Genomic DNA, 19969 nt, shown 5'->3' with positions numbered 1-19969 from the left:
GCCTCTTGCGTATCGGCACCCACGGCAGCGTCTTGAACCCTGCACCGCCGCGCCAGCCAGCCCGAGGCAAGACAAAGCCGCCCCTTACCGGGTCCCGCGCAAGCGCAACGCCGACGGCATGAAGTAAGCGTCTTCCGGCACGGGCTGGGCAAAGTCCACGGTCTGCGCTTCCTCGTTATCCAGGTTCTGCACGTAGTAACGACGCGCCTGCAGATCGTGGAACACGTCCAGCGCGCTCCAGGTCGTCGGCAGGTCGTAGAAGTTCTTCAGATAGGCCATCGACACCCGCCACAGATCCCCGCGGCCATCGTATTGGTCCACCACCGCCGCGCCCCAGCTGTCCTCGTCGAGAAACAGCACTCGCTTGGAATAGATGTGCCGGGCATTGGGCTTCAAGGTGCCTTCCACCACCCACACCCGATGCAACTCATAACGGCTGTACTGCGGGTTGAGATGCCCGGCCTTGAGCAAATCGGCGTACTTCACCGCCGGGCTGGACACCTTGTAGTTGTTGTACGGAATGTAGATCTCCTTCTTGCCCAGCAGCTTCCAGTCGTAGCGGTCGGGCGAGCCGTTGAACATGTCGGTGTCGTCGGCCGTGCGCAAACCGTCGGACGCCGCGATCGGCGTGTCGTACGCCAGGTTCGGCGCGCGCCGCACCCTCCGCTGGCCGGCGTCGTAGATCCAGGCCTGGCGGGCCTCCTTGATCTGGTCCAGGGTCTCATGCACCAGGGCGGCGCCACCGGCCAGGCGCGCCGGGCTTTTCACGAAGGCCAGGTAATAGAACAGGACGTTCTTCAAACCGGCGAACTGCCCGTCCTTGCGGTAGTAGTTGAACAGCCCTTCCTGCTGCGAGGTCACCAGCGCGAAGCTGCCATTGCGCTGCACCGGCGCCTCGGAAGCGCGGCGTACCACATAGGTGCCGCGGTAGCGTGTGATGTGGTTCCACAACGCCTCGACCCCGCTTTTCGGGATCGGGAACGGCACCCCGCCGTAGGCGTCGGCAAAGCCGTTGCCACCGTCGAGCAGCTTGGCGCTGGTGGCGTTCCTGTAGGTGTTGTCATACACCCATTGCGGCGCCGAGCCGGAGCGGCGGCTCTTGTACACCGGCATCTGGAAGGTGTCCGGGTAGTTGTTGAACAGGGCGATTTCACCGGCGGTGAGGTTGGCCTTGTACTGCTCCAGGTTGGCCTTGGTGATGGTGAACAACGGCGTGTCGCCGGCGAACGGGTCGACATGGTGCTTGCCGGATTGATAGCCCTGGGGCGCCTGGGTGATGCCACCGTCCCAGGCCGGAATGGTGCCGGCCGCGTTGCCGGCACGCTCGGCGCCCAGCGGTGTCAGGCTGCCCTTGAGTGCTTGCGCCTCATCGCCGTTCGCTGCCAGGGCGCTGGCGGCGGCCACGCCCAGGGCCAGCGCCAGGCCGGCGTGGATCAATCGGTGCTTGTGCAACATGGATGCTCTCCGAAGCGGCTCGACAGGTGCCGCAGGCTGATGGCTCACAGGAAGTACTTGAGGTTGAAACCGATGTTGTCGCGGTCACGCACGCCGTTGTTCTGGCCACCGCCGAAAAACTCGGTGTACTGCAACTCGGCTTCCAGCTTGTTCTGGTAGTTGGCCTTGACCCCCAGGGTGTAGGCCTTGCGTCCCTCGATGAAGTTGCCGGCCTGGTAGGAGTTGCCCTCGAAGTCGTCCTTGTAGACCACGTAGGGCGACACGTTGACCCCGGCGTACACGTCGTTCCAGGTGCCGTTGAACATCACCGTGTAGCTGTAGGCGTTGCGGTTGACCTGATCGTCGCGCTCGCCCCCGGAGACGTAGGAAAAGTTGCCGGTGCCGGCGTAATAGCGGGTGCTGCCGTCATGGGCCCTGTACTTCAGGCTGCTGCCGCGCAGGTGCTCGGAGGCCAGTTCGAACACCCCGAACAACGAGTCGAACGACAGGCTTGGGCCGAAGTTGTAGATGCTGCCCAGGGAGGCGTTGAAGGCTTCGATCCGTTCGGCGTTGTTGATCTCGCTGTCGAGCCGGACCATTTGCCCACCGACATTCACGGTCCGGCCAGCCGCCGCGGCCGCCGCGCCGTTGGCCAGGTCGCCGACCAGGTCGTTGGTGGCCGCGATGCCGATCGGCAGGTTCGGCCGGTAAGCCAGTTCGCCGAACACCGACGCCGGCCCCAGGGTGGTGTTGAAGCTGAAGCCATACATGCGGATGTCTTCGGCGTACCGGCGGTGGGCCTGGATGTTGCCCATGACGTCGGCCGTGGCCAGGCCGTTGGCCAGCGCCTCGGCCTGGCTGCCCGCCACCGGGCGCAGCAGATTGGCCAGGGCGTCCATGTCGACGCCCTGATACCCGCCCAGGTCGGCGGCGATGGTGGGCTCCTTGGCGTGATAGTTGACCAGGTACAGGCCGAACTCGGTGCTGTTGAGCGACTCGGCCATGTAGCGAAAGGCGAAGCCGTATTGGCCGTCGTTGCGCGCGTTGATGTCCTTGCCCACCGAGGCCACCTTGAGGGTGTTGCCGAATGCCGGGGTGATGCCATTGGCATACAGGCCGGTGCTGCGCAGCACGTTGCCCAGCACCGGGTTGTTGCCCAGGGACTCATACAGCCCGATGACGTTGCCGAAGCCCGGCACCGGGGTGTCCAGCGCGGTGCCGCTGAAGTTGTTGTAAGCCGTGCGGCCGCCGTCGGCGAACAGATCGGTCTGCGAGTAGAAGGTGCCGACCGGGTCGATGCGCGTCTCCTTCCAGTTCCACTGGTAGAAGCTTTCCAGGGTCAGGTTGTCGCTCAGGCCGATGTTGAAACTGATGGCCTCCACCGGCATCAGCACTTCCTTGACCTCGGCGCCGGGCAGACGGTACTTGGCGGCGTCCACCGGGTTGGTGGTGTTGACCCCGCCGCGATAGAAAATCCCCTCGCCCCAGTTGAACACCTGGCGCCCGAGCCGCACCGACAGCGGCATCTGCGCCACATCCCAGTTGCCGTAGACATAGGCGTCGAGCATCTCCACGCGGCTGCCGGCGATGTCGCGGGTCTGGCTGCTGAAGTGATCGTCCCGGGGGTTGCTCTGGCTCGGCTGCGAGGGCTGGTTGTTTTTGTAGTAGTCGTTGCGCTTGTCCATGATCTGGGTGTCATAGAACGCCGTGCCGCGCACGAACATGCCGTAGTTCTGGTAGTTGGCCTCCAGCTCCGAAGTGATCTTGTAGACCTCCGAAGCCAGCCCGGTGTCGAAATTGCGATTGCCGTCGTTGGTGTTGACGTCATCGTTGCTCTTGTCCCGCCCCTGCACCCGCCACAGGCGGCCGTAGGACAAGGTGCTGTCGAACGAGCCGGTGACCTGATTGTCCAGCACGCTGAACTCCATGGCCTGCACCGCATCGACCGCGCACCATTGCAACAGGCCCAGCAGCCCGACCCCGGCATAGCTGGGTGCCGCGTACCATTTGCCCGGTGCTCCCGGGTGCCGACTCCACACGCTGATCGCCATCGCTTGCATCCCCCTGACTGACTCTTGTTATTTTTCTGTCCGCTTGCGCTGCACTACTCGGCGCCTGGCCCGGCATCTGCCTCGATACCGGCGCGCACAAAATTGCGGCTGTGGGCGCCCAGGTTCCGGATCAGTTGCAACAGTTGCCCGTTCAGCGCCGCATGCTCATAACGTTCCCGGGCCAGCGCGTTGCCGGCGCTGAAGCTCTGGTTGGCTGCCGGGGTCTGCAGCCACTGGCCGATGGCCTCGTCGAAGGCCGCAGCCTGGGCGCTGGATTCGGCGCTGATCACCTCGCGCGGGTAGTCCACCGAATAGGGCGGGTAGCTCGCGTCCCGCTCGGTGTCGGCATAGGCCGCCAGCATCGGGTGCGGCTGCCCGGCCAGCAGCAGGCCGTGCAGCCAGTTGAACTGGTATTTCTCCACCTCCGTGTGGCGGGTGGCCGCGCGTTCGATCGCGGCCTTCTTGTCCGCGTCGTAGCCGGCCAGGGCCTTGCTCTCCATCAGCAGCATGTCGGCCAGGTCGACACCCGGCAGCGCCGTGGCGTGATAGGGCTGGGTCAGGTCCTGGATGTAATGCAGGCCCCAGCCGAGAAAGCGGTAACCCCAATAGGGATGCCCCTTGGCGAAGGCGAAGCGCGCCAGGTCGAGAAACTGATAGGCCCGCCAGTGCGGCCAGTTGCGTTGCAGGAACGGCGCGGCGGCATACACCACCGGGTTTTCGTGGAAGAAACCCATGTGGAACGGCGCCTGGGAGCTGTACTGGAACCGCGCATCGCCAAAGGGTTGCGGGCCGAAGCCATAGCGCGCGCCGACATCGCCGGGGTTGTCGCTGAACAGGTTGATGTCGTGGCCGTAGTCCGGCTCGTCGGCGGCACTGGCCAGCACCGCCAGCGGCGCGACGCGCTCGGCGGGAGCCAGGGCAATGAAGCGCTGGATGTTCCAGGGCGAAAGGGTCTGCTTGACCATCACCTGGTCCGCCGCCAGGTGCTGGCGCCGGGGCTGGTCTTGCCCGACCATCGGCTGGATCGCCAGCGCCAGGTGGATCTTCGGGTTGAGCCGCAGCGCCTGGAGAAATGCCTGGCGCGGATTGTCCCCCGGCTGCTCGCCCAGCTTCAGCTCGTCCGGGCGCGGCGGATAGTGCGCGAAGTGCTCACGGGCAAACTGCTCCTGCCGCTCGAGCAGGACCACCAGCCCCACATGCTCCTGCACGAGGAACGACTCCAGGGCTTCGACCTCGACTTCGGGCGCGTCACGCAGTTGCGGCAACGCCTGCAAGGCCAGGTAGCTGCCCACGGTGTGGTTGGACCAGGCCTGGGCATCGGGCGCCATCGCGCAGGTTCCCCACGTCAGCCCCCACCACAGCGCTACAGACAACTTCATCGGCTTTTCGCTCTTATTGGATCAATCGGCAGTGGGGATCGAGCCTAACAACCGACCCCGGGCCTGACACTGTCCAATCTGGCCAAAAAAACTCTCCGATAGCGCCACGCCGTTGCCCGCGAACCCACGCAGCCGCCAACGCCGCGCGCCGGCAAACCCGGGCGCGACAACCGCTGGCGTGCGGCCGGGTTCAGGCCGGGTAACCGGTGATCTCGCGAATACTGCGGTACAGCGGGCTGAGCTGGCGGTACATGCGCACATACACCTCGCGGTACAGCCGTTGATAGAGCTGCTGCGCCTGGGGTTGCGGCTGGAAGACCTCGGCGACGCGGGTCATGCCGGCGATGGCCGTGGGGAAATCCGGGTACAGGCCCAGCCCGACCGCACAGGCAATCGCCGCGCCGAGCCCGGAGGCTTCGTACACATGCGGACGCTCGGCGGGCAGGCCGAAAATGTCCGCCGTCAATTGCATGGCCGCGTCGCTCTGGGAACCGCCGCCGGCCACCCGCAAGCAGGTAATCGGGTTGCGGGTGCGCTGCTCGATGCGTTCCTTGCCCTGGCGCAGGGCGTAGGCCAGGCCCTCGAGAATCGCCCGGTAGATATGCGCCCGGGTGTGCACATCGCCAAAGCCGATCATCGCGCCCTTGGCCTCGACGCCCGGCTCGCGGATTCCGGGCGACCAGTAAGGTTGCAGCATCAGCCCCATGGAGCCGGGCGGCACCGCGTTGACCAGCGCATCGAACAACACCTCCGGCTCCAGCCCCTGCTCGCGGGCCTGCTGCATTTCCCGCAGGCCGAACTCCTGCTTGAACCAGCTGACCATCCAGTAGCCGCGATAGATCATCACTTCGCAGTTGTAATGGTCGGGCATCGCCGAGGGGTAAGGCGGGATCAGCGGGATGATTTCCCGGTAGCGGGACCGGGTGGTGGTGATGGTCGCCGTGGTGCCGTAGGACAGGCAGGCGGTGCCGCTGTCCTGCACCCCGGAACCCAGCACTTCACAGGCCTTGTCGGCCCCCGCGGCAATCAGCGGCAGGCCTTCGGGAATCCCGGTCAGCTGGCTGGCCGCGGCGCTGATATGCCCCAGGACCTCGCCCGGCTTGCGCAGGCTCGGCAGCTGCTCGGGGCGCACCGCCAGGGCCTGCCATTTCCAGTCACGGGGCGCGGCCCAGCGCAGGTGCTTGTAGTCGAAGGGCAAAAAGGCCACGCAACAGCCGACCGAGTCGACAAAGTTCCCGGTCAGCCGATGGGTGAGAAAGCCCGACAGCAGCAACAGCTTGTCGGTGGCCGCCCAGACGTCGGGCTGGTGCCGGGCGATCCAGTTGACCTCGGCCTGGGCGCGAAAGTAATCCACCGTGGCCTGGGCCCCGATCAGCTTGAACAGCCAACTCCAGGGGCCCTTGATGTCGCCCTCGACTTCGGTCTGGCGCTGGTCGAGCCAGAGGATCGCCGGACGCAAGGGCTTGCCGTCGGCATCGACGTTGATCAGGGTGCCGCGCTGGGTCGTCAGTGACACGCCGCGGATCTGCCGGCGATCGATGCCGGTCTGCTGCCACAACTGCTGGCAGGCCTCGCCGAGTTTGCGCCAGTAGTAATCGGGGTCCTGTTCGGCCCAGCCGGGCTGGCTGGAATAGTAGGCCTGCAACTCGACCTTGCCCTTGCCCAGCAGGTTGCCTTGCAGGTCGAACAACAGGGCCCGCACGCTCTGGGTGCCATTGTCGATCGCCAGCAGATAGGGCTTGTCGTTGTTCATGGATGGCTCTTGGGTAGGCTTCTATAGGCAACCTCGGGCAGGCTGTGATAACGCAGCCACAGGTCGTGATAACGCTGTTGTTCCTGTTCCCAGCGCGCGTCGTCCCAACCGAGCAGGGGCTGGCACAGGGCGCGGATCGCCGGCAGCTCGGCCGCCGCGCCGTTGGCCAGCAACAGGCCCAGGCGGGTGCGGCGCAGCAGCAGGTCGTCCAGGTGCAGGACCATCTCGCTTTGGGCGGCAAACGCCAGCTCGGCCCACAAGGTGTCGCTGCTGGCGACGCAGCCGCATCCCAGCTGCGCCAGCCATTGCGCCAGTCGCGGCAGGTCGCGCCCATGGCGCCCGGCCAGGCGGCGCAGCTGGCCACTGCTCAGGCCCGCGACCTCTACCGCCGGCACGGCCGCGAACACCACCGCGTCGGCAGCGTCCAGGGTCCGCCCGAGCATCGCCGCACAGGCCTGCAACACCTCGATGGCCTGGGTACGAAAGGTGGTCAGCTTGCCGCCGGCGAGGGTCACGCAGCCCGGCTCACACCACAGCGCATGCTCGCGGGTTTCACTGGAAGGCTTGCCCGCCGCGTCGGCGCTGCCCACCACCGGGCGCACACCGGACCAGGTCGACAGCACATCGGCGGCGCCGATGCGCGCCTCGGGAAATTGCTGCTCGCAGGCCGCCAGCAGATAGGCCAGCTCCTCGGCACTGATGCGCGCGCTCTGGTCGAGGTCTTCGCGGTGATCGAGGTCGGTGGTGCCGACCACGGTGGCGCCTTCCCAGGGAAACACGAACACCGGGCGCCGATCGCTGTCATGCAGGAAGCTGAATGCCTGGGCCACCGGCAAGCGCCAGCCGGGCAGCAACAGGTGGCTGCCGCGCAGGGGCCGCAAGTGGCGGTTCTCGCCAGGCGGCGCGAAACGCCCGGCCCAGGCCCCACTCGCCACCGCCAGCACCGAGCAACGCAGGGTCAGCGACTGGCCGCTTTCCACGTCCTCGACCGACACTCCGCACACTCGCCCCCGTTCGCGCAGCACCTGCTGCACACGCAGGCCATTGAACGCCTGGGCGCCATCGGCCCGCGCCTCGGCCAGCACCCGCATCACCAGCCGGGCATCGTCGGTCAGGGCATCGAGAAAACACGAGCCGCCCAGCAAGCCTTCGGCCTTGATGCCGGGCGCCAGGTAACGCATCTGCTCGACGTCGTGGAAACGATGGTTGCGCCGCCCGGCCAGGGCGTCGTACACCGCCAGCAGGCCACCGAACACCCGCGGCCCGGGAAACACACCGCGATAGTGCGGCATCAGAAAGCTCATGGGCTCCACCAGCCCGGGCGCTTCGTCGAGCAGGCGCTGGCGTTCGCGCACCGAATCGCGGGTCAGGCGCCATTGGCCCTTGGCGATGTAGCGCAGGCCGCCATGGACCATTTTCGAGGAACGGCTGGAAGTGCCCCAGGCAAAATCGCGCTGTTCCAGCAGCAGGCAGCGCCAGCCATGCCGCGCCGCCTCACGCAGGATCCCGGCCCCGCTGATGCCGCCGCCGATCACGATCAGGTCCCAGCTCTGGCCTGCCAGGGTCGGCAGCTGAGCCTGGCGCCATTGCGCATTCCAATCCGTGCTCATGGGCCTTATTCCTCCAGCAGGGTGCCGGGGTTGAGGCGCCCGGCAGGGTCGAAGTGCCGGCTGAGGCTGCGCAGGGCGGCGATCGCCAATTCGCCTTTTTCGTGCGGCAGGTAGGGCGCGTGGTCCTTGCCCACGCCGTGCTGGTGGCTGATGGTGCCGCCGTGCTCGACGATGGTCTGGCTGGCCGCATGCTTGAGCGCCTTCCAGCGGGCCAGGGTGGCCGGGTAATCCGCGGCCGGACGGAACACGTAGCTGGTGTAGATGCTCGAGCCTTCGCCGTAGACATGCGACAGGTGGGTGAAGACATGGACCTGTTCGCCTTCGGCCGCCAGGCAATCGCGCAGGCTGGCCTCGATGCGCTGCAACAGGTTGTCGACATTGCTCCAGTCGGTGGCGGTCTCCAGGGTGTCGACCACATAGCCGGCATGCCAGAGGCTCTCGCGCAGGTAGGGAAAACGAAAGCGGTTATGCGCCCACTTGTTGCCCAGCAAGGTGCCGGTGAACACCCCGCCGAAGGCCTTCAGGTGCTGCCTGGCCTGGCGCAGGGACAGGGCGTTCTGCTGGCGGTTGCCGGTCACGCCGAAGGTCAGCAGGCACTTGCCCTGCCCCGCCCCGCGCAGCTTCAGGTATTTCTCCAGCCAGGCGATCTGCCGCGGATGGCCGGCCAGGGCCAGCTGGGTCTCGGTTTCCACCGCGTTCGACAGCCGCAGCATGGACAGCGGCACTCGGGCCTGGGCCAGTTGGCGGATGGCCTGCAGCGCCTTGGGCCAGTCCGGCAGGAACACGCCATAGAAGCGCTCGTCCTCGACCAGCGCGCTGACCCGTACCTTGACCGAGGAAATGATCCCGAAGCGCCCCTCGCAGCCCAGCACCACCTCGCGCAGGTCCGGCCCCGCGGCCGACGCCGGGAACGCGGGAATCTGCAAGGGGCCGGCGAAGGTTTCCAGGGTGCCGCCGGCGAACAACTGCTCGATGCGCCCGTAGCGCAGGGACTGCTGGCCACTGGAGCGGCTGGCGACCCAGCCGCCCAGGGTCGACAGCTCCCAGGACTGTGGGAAGTGCCCCAGGGTATAGCCGCGGGCGCGCAACTGGCTTTCCACCTGCGGGCCGCTGGCGCCGGGGCCGAAGGTGGCGATCAGGCTGCTTTCGTCCAGCTCCAGCAGGCGATTCATCCGCGCCATGGACACGGTCAGTACCGGCCGCGTCGAAACGGGTGGGTTGATGTGGCCGGCCACCGAGGTGCCGCCGCCGTAGGGGATCAGGCACAGGTCCTGCTGTTCGGCCAGGGCCAGCAACTGGCGAACCTGCTCGGCGCTATCGGGAAAGGCCACGCCGTCCGGGTAGCGCTCCAGCGTGCCTTCGCGCAGGGCCAGCCAGTCCGGCAGGCTCTGGCCGCGGGCATGCAGCAGCCGGTCATGGGCCTCGATGCTGTACAGCGCATGGGGCATCAGGCGCGACGGCGGCACCCGGGCCAACGCGGTTTCCAGCGAAGCATCCGCCAGCCGGCTCCCCGCGCCGATACGCTGCGCAAGAAACCCCGCGCCCTGGGCGGGCAATTCGACCACCGTGCTCTGTTCGCCCCAGCCGTTCCAGCGTCGCATGCCTGTGCCCCTTGTGTCGTGCTTGTAAGTGTTGGTTTGCAAGGCCCCCATACTAGTTCGCGGCGCACGGGTGTCACGGTCGCATCAGGCCAGTTCGAGTAGCCAATTGGGTCAGCCGGGGACAAGGGGCCCGAAGCATTTACTTTAGTCCCGCTTTCAAATTACCTTTCAGGGCGCCGACGCCTGCTGGAACAGCCTCCCACTCGGTTCCCGCGCGCGTCCATCCACGTCCCGGCGCCAGGAAACCCACCATGCACAGCCTCGGCTACACCTCGGTCCCACCGCTGCTCAAGTACCTGCGCTATGCCGAGCAGCTGGGTATCGCCATTGAACCTGCGCTGGCGGCCGCGGGCTTGCAGGCCGGGCAATTGAGCGACAACAGCCTGCGCCTGCCCGGCGAGGCCCATGAGCGTTTGCTGGACTATTTCTGCGAGCATTCGGCAGACCCGCTGTTCGGGCTCAACTCGGCGCGGTTCGTACTGCCCAACTCGTGGAACGTGCTGGGCTACATCACCATGAACTGCGCGACCCTGGGCGACGCGATGAACCGGATCATGCCGTTCGAGAAGCTGGTGGGCGACATGGGCGTCAGCCGTGCCGAGCAGGTCGACGGGCAAATCCACTTGACCTGGAGCTGCCGCCACCAGCGCCCCACCTCGCGCCGGCACATGGTGGAGAACGTGCTGGCGTCGTGGCTGCTGTACGCACAGTGGATCGCCGATACCCGGTTGAGCCCCATCGCCGTGTGGTTCGAGCATTCGCTGCCGGCGGGGGCCGAGCTGGCCCAGTACGAGGCATTTTTCGGCAGCCCGGTGCTGTTCGACCAAGCCTATTCGGCGCTGATCGCGCCTGCGCAATACATGCAGTTGCCCCTGCGCCAGGCCGACGCCCAGTTGCTGCGTACCCTGGAGGAACATGCCCTGGGCCTGATGGCCTCGCTAAGCGATGCGCCGCTGCCGCAGCAGGTGAAAAACGTTCTGCGCCAGTTGCTCAAGGAAGGCCTGCCACGCAAGGAGCAGGTGGCGAAACAACTGGCCACCTCCGTGCGCACCCTGCAGCGCCAGCTGCAACAGGCCGGCACCGGCTACCAGCAGATTCTCGATGACCTGCGCCAGGAGCTCGCCGAGCATTACCTGCTGCACAGCGATCTGGCGATTCACGATATTTCCCAATACCTGGGCTTTACCGAACAGCGCTCCTTTCACCGCACCTTCAAAAGCCGCACCGGCATGACCCCGGGAGAATTCCGCCACACCCAGCGAACCCTCTAACCCTGTAGCCGCTGCCGAACCCGCGAGGCTGCGATCGTCCCCGCAGGGGGCGCAAGCTTCTGGGACCGCTGGAGGACCTGCGGTCCTGTCGCAGCCTCGCTGCGCTCGGCAGCGGCTACAAGGTGCCAGGCGCAAGGCGAGGTGCATCGCCCCATTCCCTGTAGCCGCTGCCGAGCCCGCGAGGCTGCGATCGTCCCCGCAGGGGGCGCAAGGTTCTTGGGGCCGCTGGAGGACCTGCGGTCCTATCGCAGCCTCGCTGCGCTCGGCAGCGGCTACAAGGTCCAGGCATGCCAGGTGTATCGCCCTTCCCTGTAGCCGCTGCCGAGCCCGCGAGGCTGCGATCGTCCCCGCAGGGGGCGCAAGGTTCTTGAGACCGCTGGAGGACCTGCGGTCCTGTCGCAGCCTCGCTGCGCTCGGCAGCGGCTACAAGGTCCAGGCGCAAGATGCGAAGCGCTGGCTCAGACGCTGATGGCGTTGGTAAACACCAGCCGATTGCCGAACGGATCGAGCACCGTCAGGTCCTGGCTGCCCCAGGGCATGGCCTGGATCTGTGGGTGGGCGAAGCGGTAATCCTTGGCCAGCAACTGCTGCTGGAAGGCTTCCAGCTCGTCGGTCTCGATGCGCAACGCAGAGCCCGGCGTGCTGTCGCCATGGTGCTCCGACAAGTGCAGCACGCACTCCCCGCGCGACACCTGCATATACAGCGGGAAGTTGTCTTCGAAGCGGTGCTGCCAGTCGAGCGTGAAGCCCAGGAAGTCGATATAAAACTCCCGCGCCTTGGCCTCGTCGAAGATCCGCAGGATGGGGGTGGTTTTGCCAAAGCTCATTGCACGACTCCCTGATGAAAGATGTCCACGGTATAGCAGGTGGATGTCAGCACTTCGGCTAGGCCAAGGCTTTCTTTAATATCATCAGGCCATCATTGTGACGGCATTCACCTATTCGACGCCGCACACCTTCAGCCGTTGAACCCTTCACGCAAATCCCCTTGCCGCGCCAGGAAGCGCCCATGCCGGCAGCCATTGGCCTGGCCTTCGGCATAGCTGCGCACGCCGTTGACCCACACGCCGTCGATCCCCTCGGCCGCCTGTTGCGGGCTTTTGAAGTCGGCCACATCGCGGACCCGCGCCGGATCGAACAGCACCAGGTCGGCCCAGTGCCCTTCGCGGATTTCGCCACGCTGCTTGAGGCCGAAACGCGCCGCCGACAGCCCGGTCATCTTGTGCACCGCGGTGTGCAGCGGGAACAGGCCGAGGTCGCGGCTGAAGTGCCCGAGTACCCGTGGAAAGGCGCCCCACAGCCGTGGATGGGGAAACGGGTCTTCCGGCAGGCCGTCGGAACCGATCATCGACAGCGGATGGGCAAGAATGCGCCGCACATCGGCTTCGTCCATGCCGTAGTACACCGCGCCGGCCGGTTGCAGGCGCCGCGCGGCCTCCAGCAGAGTCGTGCCCCACTCGGCGGCGATGTCCATCAGGTCGCGGCCGCCCAGTTCCGGGTGCGGGGTGGACCAGGTGATGGTGATGCGAAAGGCATCGGTGACCTGCTTGAGGTCAAGGGTCGAGGAACTGGCCGCGTAGGGGTAACAGTCGCAGCCCACCGGATGATCTTTCGCTGCCTGCTCCAGGGACGCCAGCAACTGTGGGCTGCGGCCCCAGTTGCCCGCCCCCGCGCATTTGAGGTGGGAAATGATCACCGGCGCCTTGGCCTGGCGGCCGATCAGGAACGCCTCATCCATGGCCTCCAGCACCGGCTCGAATTCGCTGCGCAGGTGGGTGGTGTACACCGCGCCGAAGGCGCTCAGTTCCGCGGCCAGTTGCAGCACCTCGTCGGTTTCGGCCGAGAAGGCGCTGGCGTAGGCCAGGCCTGTGGATAAGCCGAGGGCACCGTCTTCCAGGCTGGCCCGCAACTGCTCGCGCATGGCGGCGATTTCCTCGGCCGTGGCGGTGCGATACAGATCGTCCAGATGGTTGCTGCGCAGCGCCGTGTGGCCGATCAGCGCCGCCACATTGACCGCTGGCTGCGCGGCGTCCACGGCGTCGCGGTAGTCGCGAAAACACGGGTAGACGAAGGCCGCCTGGCTGCCCAGCAGGTTCATCGGGTCCGGTGGCTCGCCGCGCAGACTCACCGGCGAGGCACTGATACCGCAGTTGCCGACGATCACCGTGGTCACGCCCTGGCTGAGCTTGGGCAGCATCTGCGGCTGGCGGATCACCACGGTGTCGTCGTGGGTGTGCACGTCGATAAAACCGGGGGCCAGCACCCGCCCGGCGGCGTCGACTTCTTCGCTGGCGCGGGCGCCTTGCAGGTCGCCGATACGGGCGATGCGGCCCTCGAACAGGGCGACATCGGCGGGGTAAGCCGGGCGGTCGCTGCCGTCGATCACCAGGGCATTGCGGATCAGGGTGTCGTAAAGCATGTCAGTCTCCCAGCGGCAGGCAATCGTCGCCGCCGCGGTAATCGTCCAGGGCCAGCTTGATTCGGCGCAGGCGTTCCTGGTTGTCTTCGGGCAGGGCCAGCGCCAGCTCGGTGGCCAGCACATCGATGGCCAGCAGCATGCCGTAGCGCGCGGCCGTGGGTTTGTAGATGAAGGAGGTCTCGGCGCTCTGCAGCGGCAGCAGCACGTCTGCCAGTTCCGCCAGCGGCGAGTCGGCCAGGGTGATGGCGAGCACGCTGGCGCCGTAGCTGCGGGCCAGTTCGACGGTCTCCAGCAATTCGGGGGTGATGCCGGTCAGGGAGCAGGCGATCAGCGCGTGTTGCGGGCCCAGGGCCGCGGCGGTCACCCGCATCATCACCGGGTCGTGACAGGCGGCGATGGGGTAACCGAGGCGCACCAGGCGCACCTGCAATTCGTCGCTGCACAAGGTGGAACAGCCGCCCATGCCGAAGGCGTGAATCATCTGCGCCTTGCCCAGCAAGCGCACCGCATCGCGAAAGCGCGACTCATCGAACCCCGCCAGGTGCTGGTGCAGGGTCGACTCGATGTCGCCGACGATCTGTCGGTAGAAACCCGACTGCTCCGGGGTGCCCGCCGGGTCGAGAAAGCGGCTGCCGACGCCGCTGGCCTGGGCCAGTTGCAGGCGCAGGTCGCGCAGGTCGCGACAACCCACGCTGCGGGCAAACCGCGACAGGGTGGCGGCGCTGACTTCCGCCTGCTGCGCCAGCTGTTCCAGGCTGGCCGAGGCGGCGAAACCGACGTCATCGAGCATCAAGCGGGCGATGCGGCCTTCGCCGGCGCTGAAGGAGTCCTGGCGGGAACGGATCTGGTAGAGGATGTCCATGGACGGTACCTGGGCTCAAAGCAGTTGGGCAAGACCGACGGTCAGGGCGAAGGCGACCACCGAGATCAGGGTCTCCAGCACCGTCCAGGTCTTGAAGGTCTGGGTGACGGTCATATTGAAGTATTCCTTGATCAGCCAAAAGCCGCCGTCGTTGACGTGGGAGAAGATCACCGAGCCGGCGCCGGTGGCCAGCACCAGCAGTTCCGGGTGCGGATAGCCCAGGCCGATGGCCACCGGCGCCACCACGCCCGAGGCGGTGGTCATGGCCACGGTGGCCGAGCCGGTGGCGATGCGCATCAGCGCGGCGAACAGCCAGCCCATCAGCAGCGGCGACAGCTGGAATTCATGTGCCAGGCCGACGATCTGGTCGGTGACCCCGGCATCCACCAGGATCCGGTTGAGGCCACCGCCGGCGCCCACCAGCAGGGTGATGCTGGCGGTCGGCGCCAGGCATTCGTTGGTGAACCTGAGGATCGATTCGCGGTTGAAGCCCTGGGCCAGGCCGAGGGTCCAGAAGCTCAGCAGGGTCGCCAGTAACAGGGCGATCACCGAGTTGCCGATAAACAGCAGGAACTGGTTGAGGCCGCTGCCCGGGGTGGAAATCAGGTTGGCCCAGCCGCCGATCAGCATCAGCACCACCGGCAACAGAATGGTGGCCATGGTGATCGAAAAACTGGGCAGCCGGGTACGCGGCTCACGCTCGATGAACTGGCGTGCCAGCGGGTTTTCCGCCGGCAGCTGGATGCGCGGCACGATGAACTTGGCGTACAGGGGGCCGGCGATGATCGCCGTGGGAATGCCGATCAGGATCGCGTACAGCAAGGTCTGCCCCACCGACGCCTGGTAGGCCTGCACCGCCAGCATCGCCGCCGGGTGCGGCGGCACCAGGGCATGCACCACCGACAGGCCGGCGACCATCGGCAGGCCGACCATCAGGATCGACACGCCGACACGCTTCGCCACGGTAAAGGCGATCGGCACCAGCAACACGAAACCGACCTCGAAGAACAGCGGCAGGCCCACCAGGAAGGCGATGCAGACCATCGCCCAGTGCGCGTTGCGCTCGCCGAAACGGTCGATCAGGGTCCGCGCCACCTGCTCCGCGCCACCGGACTCGGCCATCATCTTGCCGAGCATGGTGCCCAGCGCCACCACCAGGGCGATATGCCCGAGGGTCTTGCCGACACCCGCCTCGTAGGCCCCGACCACGCCGGACGGCGGCATCCCGGCCATCAGCGCCAGGCCCACCGAGACCAGGGTGATGACAATGAACGGATTGATCCGGTAACGCGCGATCAGAACGATCAGCGCGATGATGGCGATGGCGGCATAGCCCAGCAGCCAGTAGCCCGATGCAGGTGTCATGCGGTACTCCTCGAAAAGGGTCACGTCGAATGCTTGTGAAACTCATAAATCATTTCGTGACCTGATTTTCAAACCACATGAAAGTAACTTTCGCACAGAGACACGCTTTGTCGCGGACAGACAAGTCGTGTCGCGAATAATGAAAATCGGCGAGGGGTATTTTCATCCGCTGTAGCGGATGTCTGTTTCTTTCTGTAGGAGCGAGGCTTGCCCGCGATGGCGTCGTTTCTGACACACCGCGGGGCCTCGATCGCGAGCAAGCTTCGCTCCTACAGAAGCTTGCTCGTGATCGACGGGTTATTTGACGACTTTGCCCACGCCACGTCCGCGTGGGTCGGAGGCCGTTTCCAGCTGGCTGCCGGTGACCCGGATCGCCTGGATATCGCCCATCTCCCAGCCCTGGTCTTCCAGGGTGTAGCCCAGGGCTTTCAGCTCGTCGGCGACCTTGCCGTTGAGTGGTGCATAGGCGTCGTAGTAGATGGTGTCCTTGGGCAGCAACTGGTGATGCACGCGCTGCGCGGCCACGGCTTTTTCCAGCGGCAGGTCGAAGTCGTAGAGGTTGTTCAGCACCTGGAAGATCGAGGTGAAGATCCGCGACCCGCCCGGCGTGCCCAGCACCAGGGTGACCTTGTCGTCGCGGGTCACCAGGCTCGGGCTCATGGACGACAGCATGCGCTTGCCCGGCGCGATGGCGTTGGCGTCGCCGCCGACCACGCCAAAGGCGTTGGCCACCCCGGGCTTGGCGCTGAAATCATCCATTTCATCGTTGAGCAGGAAGCCCGCGCCCTTGACCACCACGCCGCTGCCGTAGTCCCAGTTGAGGGTGTAGGTATTGCTCACCGCGTTGCCGTCGGCATCGACGATGGAGAAGTGGGTGGTCTGGTGCCGCTCCAGGCCCGGGCGGACTTTTTCGGTGGGCGAGATGGCCGTCGGGTTGATCTCGGCGGCGCGTTTTTTCAGGTAGGCCGGATCGGTCAGTTGCTTGACCGGCACCTCGGAGAACGCCGGGTCGCCGAGGTAATCGGCGCGGTCGGCGAACACGCGTTTTTCGATTTCCGCCAGCAGGTGGATGTACTTGGCCGAGTTCAGCGCGACGCCCTTGAAGTCCGCCGTGCGTTCTTCCTTGATGGTCATCAGTTGCGCCAGGGCGACGCCGCCGGAGCTGGGCGGCGGCGCGGTGTACAGGGTGTTGCCGCGCCAGTTGACCTGCAGCGGCTCACGCCAGGCGACCTTGTAGTCCTGCAGGTCCTGCTTGGTGATCAGGCCTTTGTCGGCCTGCATCTGCGCCACCAGCAGGTCGGCAGTCTTGCCCTCGTAGAACTCCTTGACGCCCTGGTCGGCGATGCGTTCCAGGGTCGCGGCCAGCTCCGGCTGGCGGAAGGTTTCGCCGACTTTCATGCTGCCGAAATAGTCGCCGAAATTGGTGCTGTCCTTGAACAGCTTCAGCGCGTCCTCGCGGTACTGGTACTGCTTGTCGGCGACCTTGAAACCGTTTTTCGCATAGCCCACCGCCGGGGTGATCAGTTCGCTCCAGGGCAACTTGCCGAACTTCTTGTGCACCTCCCACAGGCCCATCACCGTGCCCGGCACCCCGGCGGCGCGCGCGCCGACCAGGCTGAGGTTCTCGATCACCTCGCCTTTGTCATTCAGGTACATGTCGCGGGTCGCGGCCTTGGGCGCGGTTTCGCGGTAGTCGAGGAAATAAGGTTTGCCGTCGATGAACAGGGTCATGAAACCGCCGCCGCCAATGTTGCCGGCCTCGGGGTAGGTCACTGCCAGGGTGAACGCGGTGGCGACCGCGGCGTCCACCGCGTTGCCGCCCTTCTTCAGAACCTGCGCCGCGACATCGGCGCCATACTGGTTCGGCGCGGCGACCGCGCCACCTTCCAGCAACGCGGCGAAGGTCGGCGAGCTGGCGGCGATGGCCGCTGTCAGAGCCAAGGTCTTAAATAGAACAATGCGCATAAGGTCCGTCCTTTTATTGTTTTTTGGCAGGTCGAACGATAGGGGCAAGATCGGGGGCGGAGCAATCGGCAAATAAAAACGGCCGCTTGAAGCGGCCGTCTGGCGAGGGGACGAGTGACGGTGGCTACGGTGCCGCGCTTGAGGCCGTCACGACCGTACCGGTCGATCGTCCGAACGCGACCCGGCCTGCAGCAGCGGCTACAGGGATCGCGGCTCAGACCATCTCGTGGCGAATCCACTCCAGCACCGAGGTGCGCCGCGGTACCCAGCCCAGCAATTCGCGGGCGTTCTTGCCCCGCACGCGGCTGTTGGAACCCAGGCCGTAGTTGGCCATTTCATAGCCCCATTCGGCTTCGGCCTGGGCCAGCGGCCAGTCCTGCGGCGCGCCGAGGTGCAGGGCCTGGGCCATGGCGGTGGTCATGTCGATGAAGGAGGCTTCACCGCTTTCGACGAAGTAGAAGGTGCCCGGGATGTTGCGGGTCAGCGCCAGCAGGTACAGCGCCACCACGTCTTCGATATGCACGTTGGACCAGATGTTCTGCCCCGGCCCGACATGCCGCACCACGCCACTGTTGCGCGCCTGCTTGAGTAGCCGCGGCAGCTGCACGCTGTCGCGTTTCACGCCGAGGCTGTGGCCGTAGATCAGGGTGTTGCAGAGCACCGCCGAGTTCACCCCGTCCTTGGCAGCGGCCAGCACCAGATTGTCGATGGCCACGCGCGCGGCCTTGTCGACGGTGGGCTCTGGCAGGTTGTTTTCCTGATAGACGACGTCGCTGACCTTGCCGCCCGAAGCGTCGCCGACGATGCTCGAACCGCTGGTGTGCAAGAAGACTTTATTGGAGCCCTTGAGGGCCGCGAGCAGGACTTCCACCGCGCCACGATGGTCGCTGCTGGCCGCGTTGATCACCGCGTCGGCGGCGCGGGCCTGTTCGGTCAGCACCGTGCTGTCGTCCAGGCTGCCGAGTACCGGCTGGATGCCCAGGGCGCTGAGTTCGGCGGCCTGTTCGGCGCTGCGCACCAGGCCGGTGACTTGATGGCCGGCCTTAACCAGGCCGGTGGCGATGGAGCCGCCGATAAAACCTGCGGCGCCGGTGACGAATACATTCATGGAGAAACTCCCTGGGTGGATAAGTGATGGCGCCAGTATCGGCGGGCGACTCCTGCCGAAACAGGCAGGTTGGCCCAAATCACTCTTGCGCAGGGATCACGAATCAGGGATCGGTCTTCCCACGGGGATTGACCGCCACAGGAGCCGGCTTGCCAGCGATGGCGCCTGCCCGGGCGGTGCAAGGCGAGCCGGTTCCTCCAGCAGAAAGGCCTCAGCCTTCGAACTGCGGGTTAGCGTACTCGGCCAGCTTGCCCTGGATAAAGTCGAGGAAGCACTGGATGCGCAGGGCCAGCTGCGAGTTGCGGTAGTACACGGCGTTGATCGGCTGGCGATAACCGCTGTTGAACTGGGCGAGGAGCGGCGTGAGGCGCCCGGCGCGGATGTCGTCGATGGTCATGAAGTGCGACAGGCAGGCGATGCCCTGCCCTGCCAGCGCCAGGTGGCGCACCGTCTCGCCGCTGGAGGCGCTGATGCCCGGCTGGATCGGCCAGCGGTCGCCGTGCACATGGCGCAGCGGCCAGTCGTTGAGGGTTTCGGTCTGGGTGAAACCCAGCAGGGTATGGTCGCTCAGCTCGGCCACGCTGGCGGGTGTGCCGTGCCGCTTCAGGTAGTCGGGGCTGGCGAGGATGTGCAGCGGGCTGCAACCGAGCGAACGCGCGTGCAGGGTCGAGTCCGCCAGGGTGCCGATGCGGATCGCGATATCGGTGCTCTGTTCCAGCAGGTCGATGATCAGGTCGTTGCTGTTGAGCTCCAGCTGGATGTCCGGGTACAGGCTACGGAATTCGGCGATGTAGGGCACGATGGCATGCAGCATGAACGGCGAGGCGGCGTTGATGCGCAGGCGCCCGGACGGCGTCTGCTGGCGGGACGACAGGCGCTCTTCGAGCTCGTCCATCTGGTCGAGGATCAGCTTGGCCTGCTCGAAGAAATACTTGCCCTCCTCGGTCAGGTCCATGCGCCGCGTGGTGCGGTTGATCAGCGTGGTGTCGAGCTTGGCTTCCAGGCGCGACAGGGTGCGGCTGACCGCCGACGGCGTCTGCCCGACCTGCTCGGCCGCCGCGGAAATCGAACCGCACTCGATGACGCAGACGAAGATCTGGAGTTCGTCGGATCTGGCTTTCACGTAAGTCCTCTATCTCGGTTGAGCGCCT

At 66.0% G+C, this 19969-nt stretch carries 14 protein-coding genes; 1 reads left to right on the top strand and 13 read right to left on the bottom strand.

The window, feature by feature from the left end:
- Window positions 1–84: 84 nt before the first annotated feature.
- The 6 genes from C4K27_RS03900 to C4K27_RS03875 form a co-directional block, all read right to left on the bottom strand.
- Complete coding sequence (locus C4K27_RS03900; RefSeq protein WP_053259577.1) at window positions 85–1455, bottom strand: DUF1329 domain-containing protein; 1371 nt, start codon at window positions 1453–1455, stop codon at window positions 85–87.
- Window positions 1456–1499: 44 nt separating this feature from the next.
- Window positions 1500–3485, bottom strand: a complete 1986-nt coding sequence (locus C4K27_RS03895; RefSeq protein WP_255313555.1) for a DUF1302 domain-containing protein — start codon at window positions 3483–3485, stop codon at window positions 1500–1502.
- Window positions 3486–3538: 53 nt separating this feature from the next.
- Complete coding sequence (locus C4K27_RS03890; RefSeq protein WP_053259576.1) at window positions 3539–4864, bottom strand: phospholipase C/P1 nuclease family protein; 1326 nt, start codon at window positions 4862–4864, stop codon at window positions 3539–3541.
- Between the two features lie 190 nt (window positions 4865–5054).
- The gene (locus C4K27_RS03885) at window positions 5055–6617 is read right to left on the bottom strand and encodes an FGGY-family carbohydrate kinase (RefSeq protein ID WP_053259575.1); all 1563 of its coding nucleotides are present in this window, start codon (window positions 6615–6617) and stop codon (window positions 5055–5057) included.
- Complete coding sequence (locus C4K27_RS03880) at window positions 6614–8227, bottom strand: glycerol-3-phosphate dehydrogenase/oxidase (protein WP_053259574.1); 1614 nt, start codon at window positions 8225–8227, stop codon at window positions 6614–6616. The genes C4K27_RS03885 and C4K27_RS03880 overlap by 4 nt, the downstream gene beginning before the upstream one ends.
- Before the next feature lie 5 nt (window positions 8228–8232).
- Entirely contained in the window at window positions 8233–9828 is a 1596-nt protein-coding gene (locus C4K27_RS03875; protein WP_053259573.1) for an FAD-binding oxidoreductase, read from the bottom strand.
- 251 nt (window positions 9829–10079) lie between these two features.
- On the opposite strand from C4K27_RS03875, the gene gliR reads away from it, so the two are divergent.
- Window positions 10080–11099 carry an AraC family transcriptional regulator GliR gene (gliR, locus tag C4K27_RS03870; RefSeq protein ID WP_053259572.1) on the top strand — a complete coding sequence of 340 codons (1020 nt, stop codon included), beginning with the start codon at window positions 10080–10082 and terminating at the stop codon, window positions 11097–11099.
- Window positions 11100–11557: 458 nt separating this feature from the next.
- On the opposite strand, the gene C4K27_RS03865 is transcribed toward gliR, so the two are convergent.
- The 7 genes from C4K27_RS03865 to C4K27_RS03835 form a co-directional block, all read right to left on the bottom strand.
- Entirely contained in the window at window positions 11558–11926 is a 369-nt protein-coding gene (locus C4K27_RS03865; protein ID WP_053259571.1) for a glyoxalase superfamily protein, read from the bottom strand.
- Window positions 11927–12057: 131 nt separating this feature from the next.
- Window positions 12058–13518, bottom strand: coding sequence for an N-acyl-D-amino-acid deacylase family protein (locus C4K27_RS03860; RefSeq protein WP_053259570.1), 1461 nt, complete (start codon window positions 13516–13518; stop codon window positions 12058–12060).
- A gap of 1 nt (window position 13519) precedes the next feature.
- Window positions 13520–14380, bottom strand: coding sequence for a MurR/RpiR family transcriptional regulator (locus C4K27_RS03855; RefSeq protein WP_007932463.1), 861 nt, complete (start codon window positions 14378–14380; stop codon window positions 13520–13522).
- Between the two features lie 15 nt (window positions 14381–14395).
- A complete protein-coding gene (locus C4K27_RS03850) occupies window positions 14396–15745 on the bottom strand; it encodes a GntT/GntP/DsdX family permease (RefSeq protein ID WP_053259569.1) in 1350 nt (449 codons plus the stop codon).
- 297 nt (window positions 15746–16042) lie between these two features.
- On the bottom strand, window positions 16043–17710 hold the full coding sequence (gene ggt, locus C4K27_RS03845) for a gamma-glutamyltransferase (RefSeq protein WP_053259568.1): 1668 nt from the start codon (window positions 17708–17710) through the stop codon (window positions 16043–16045).
- A 214-nt stretch (window positions 17711–17924) separates the two neighbouring features.
- The gene (locus C4K27_RS03840) at window positions 17925–18818 is read right to left on the bottom strand and encodes an NAD-dependent epimerase/dehydratase family protein (protein WP_053259567.1); all 894 of its coding nucleotides are present in this window, start codon (window positions 18816–18818) and stop codon (window positions 17925–17927) included.
- A gap of 211 nt (window positions 18819–19029) precedes the next feature.
- Complete coding sequence (locus C4K27_RS03835; protein ID WP_053259566.1) at window positions 19030–19941, bottom strand: LysR family transcriptional regulator; 912 nt, start codon at window positions 19939–19941, stop codon at window positions 19030–19032.
- Window positions 19942–19969 lie beyond the last annotated feature (28 nt).

The sequence above is a fragment of the Pseudomonas chlororaphis subsp. chlororaphis genome (assembly GCF_003945765.1).
In the GTDB taxonomy this organism is placed as follows: Bacteria; Pseudomonadota; Gammaproteobacteria; order Pseudomonadales; family Pseudomonadaceae; genus Aquipseudomonas; species Aquipseudomonas chlororaphis.
Note: the sequence above shows the minus strand (reverse complement) of the source record. Positions and strands in the feature narration are given on the sequence as shown.

Bases quoted from the DNA above. Each gene is read 5' to 3' on its own strand.
- C4K27_RS03900 (WP_053259577.1), bottom strand. From the start codon at position 1,455: ATGTTGCACAAGCACCGATTGATCCACGCCGGCCTGGCGCTGGCCCTG.
- C4K27_RS03895 (WP_255313555.1), bottom strand. From the start codon at position 3,485: ATGGCGATCAGCGTGTGGAGTCGGCACCCGGGAGCACCGGGCAAATGG.
- C4K27_RS03890 (WP_053259576.1), bottom strand. From the start codon at position 4,864: ATGAAGTTGTCTGTAGCGCTGTGGTGGGGGCTGACGTGGGGAACCTGC.
- C4K27_RS03885 (WP_053259575.1), bottom strand. From the start codon at position 6,617: ATGAACAACGACAAGCCCTATCTGCTGGCGATCGACAATGGCACCCAG.
- C4K27_RS03880 (WP_053259574.1), bottom strand. From the start codon at position 8,227: ATGAGCACGGATTGGAATGCGCAATGGCGCCAGGCTCAGCTGCCGACC.
- C4K27_RS03875 (WP_053259573.1), bottom strand. From the start codon at position 9,828: ATGCGACGCTGGAACGGCTGGGGCGAACAGAGCACGGTGGTCGAATTG.
- gliR (WP_053259572.1), top strand. From the start codon at position 10,080: ATGCACAGCCTCGGCTACACCTCGGTCCCACCGCTGCTCAAGTACCTG.
- C4K27_RS03865 (WP_053259571.1), bottom strand. From the start codon at position 11,926: ATGAGCTTTGGCAAAACCACCCCCATCCTGCGGATCTTCGACGAGGCC.
- C4K27_RS03860 (WP_053259570.1), bottom strand. From the start codon at position 13,518: ATGCTTTACGACACCCTGATCCGCAATGCCCTGGTGATCGACGGCAGC.
- C4K27_RS03855 (WP_007932463.1), bottom strand. From the start codon at position 14,380: ATGGACATCCTCTACCAGATCCGTTCCCGCCAGGACTCCTTCAGCGCC.
- C4K27_RS03850 (WP_053259569.1), bottom strand. From the start codon at position 15,745: ATGACACCTGCATCGGGCTACTGGCTGCTGGGCTATGCCGCCATCGCC.
- ggt (WP_053259568.1), bottom strand. From the start codon at position 17,710: ATGCGCATTGTTCTATTTAAGACCTTGGCTCTGACAGCGGCCATCGCC.
- C4K27_RS03840 (WP_053259567.1), bottom strand. From the start codon at position 18,818: ATGAATGTATTCGTCACCGGCGCCGCAGGTTTTATCGGCGGCTCCATC.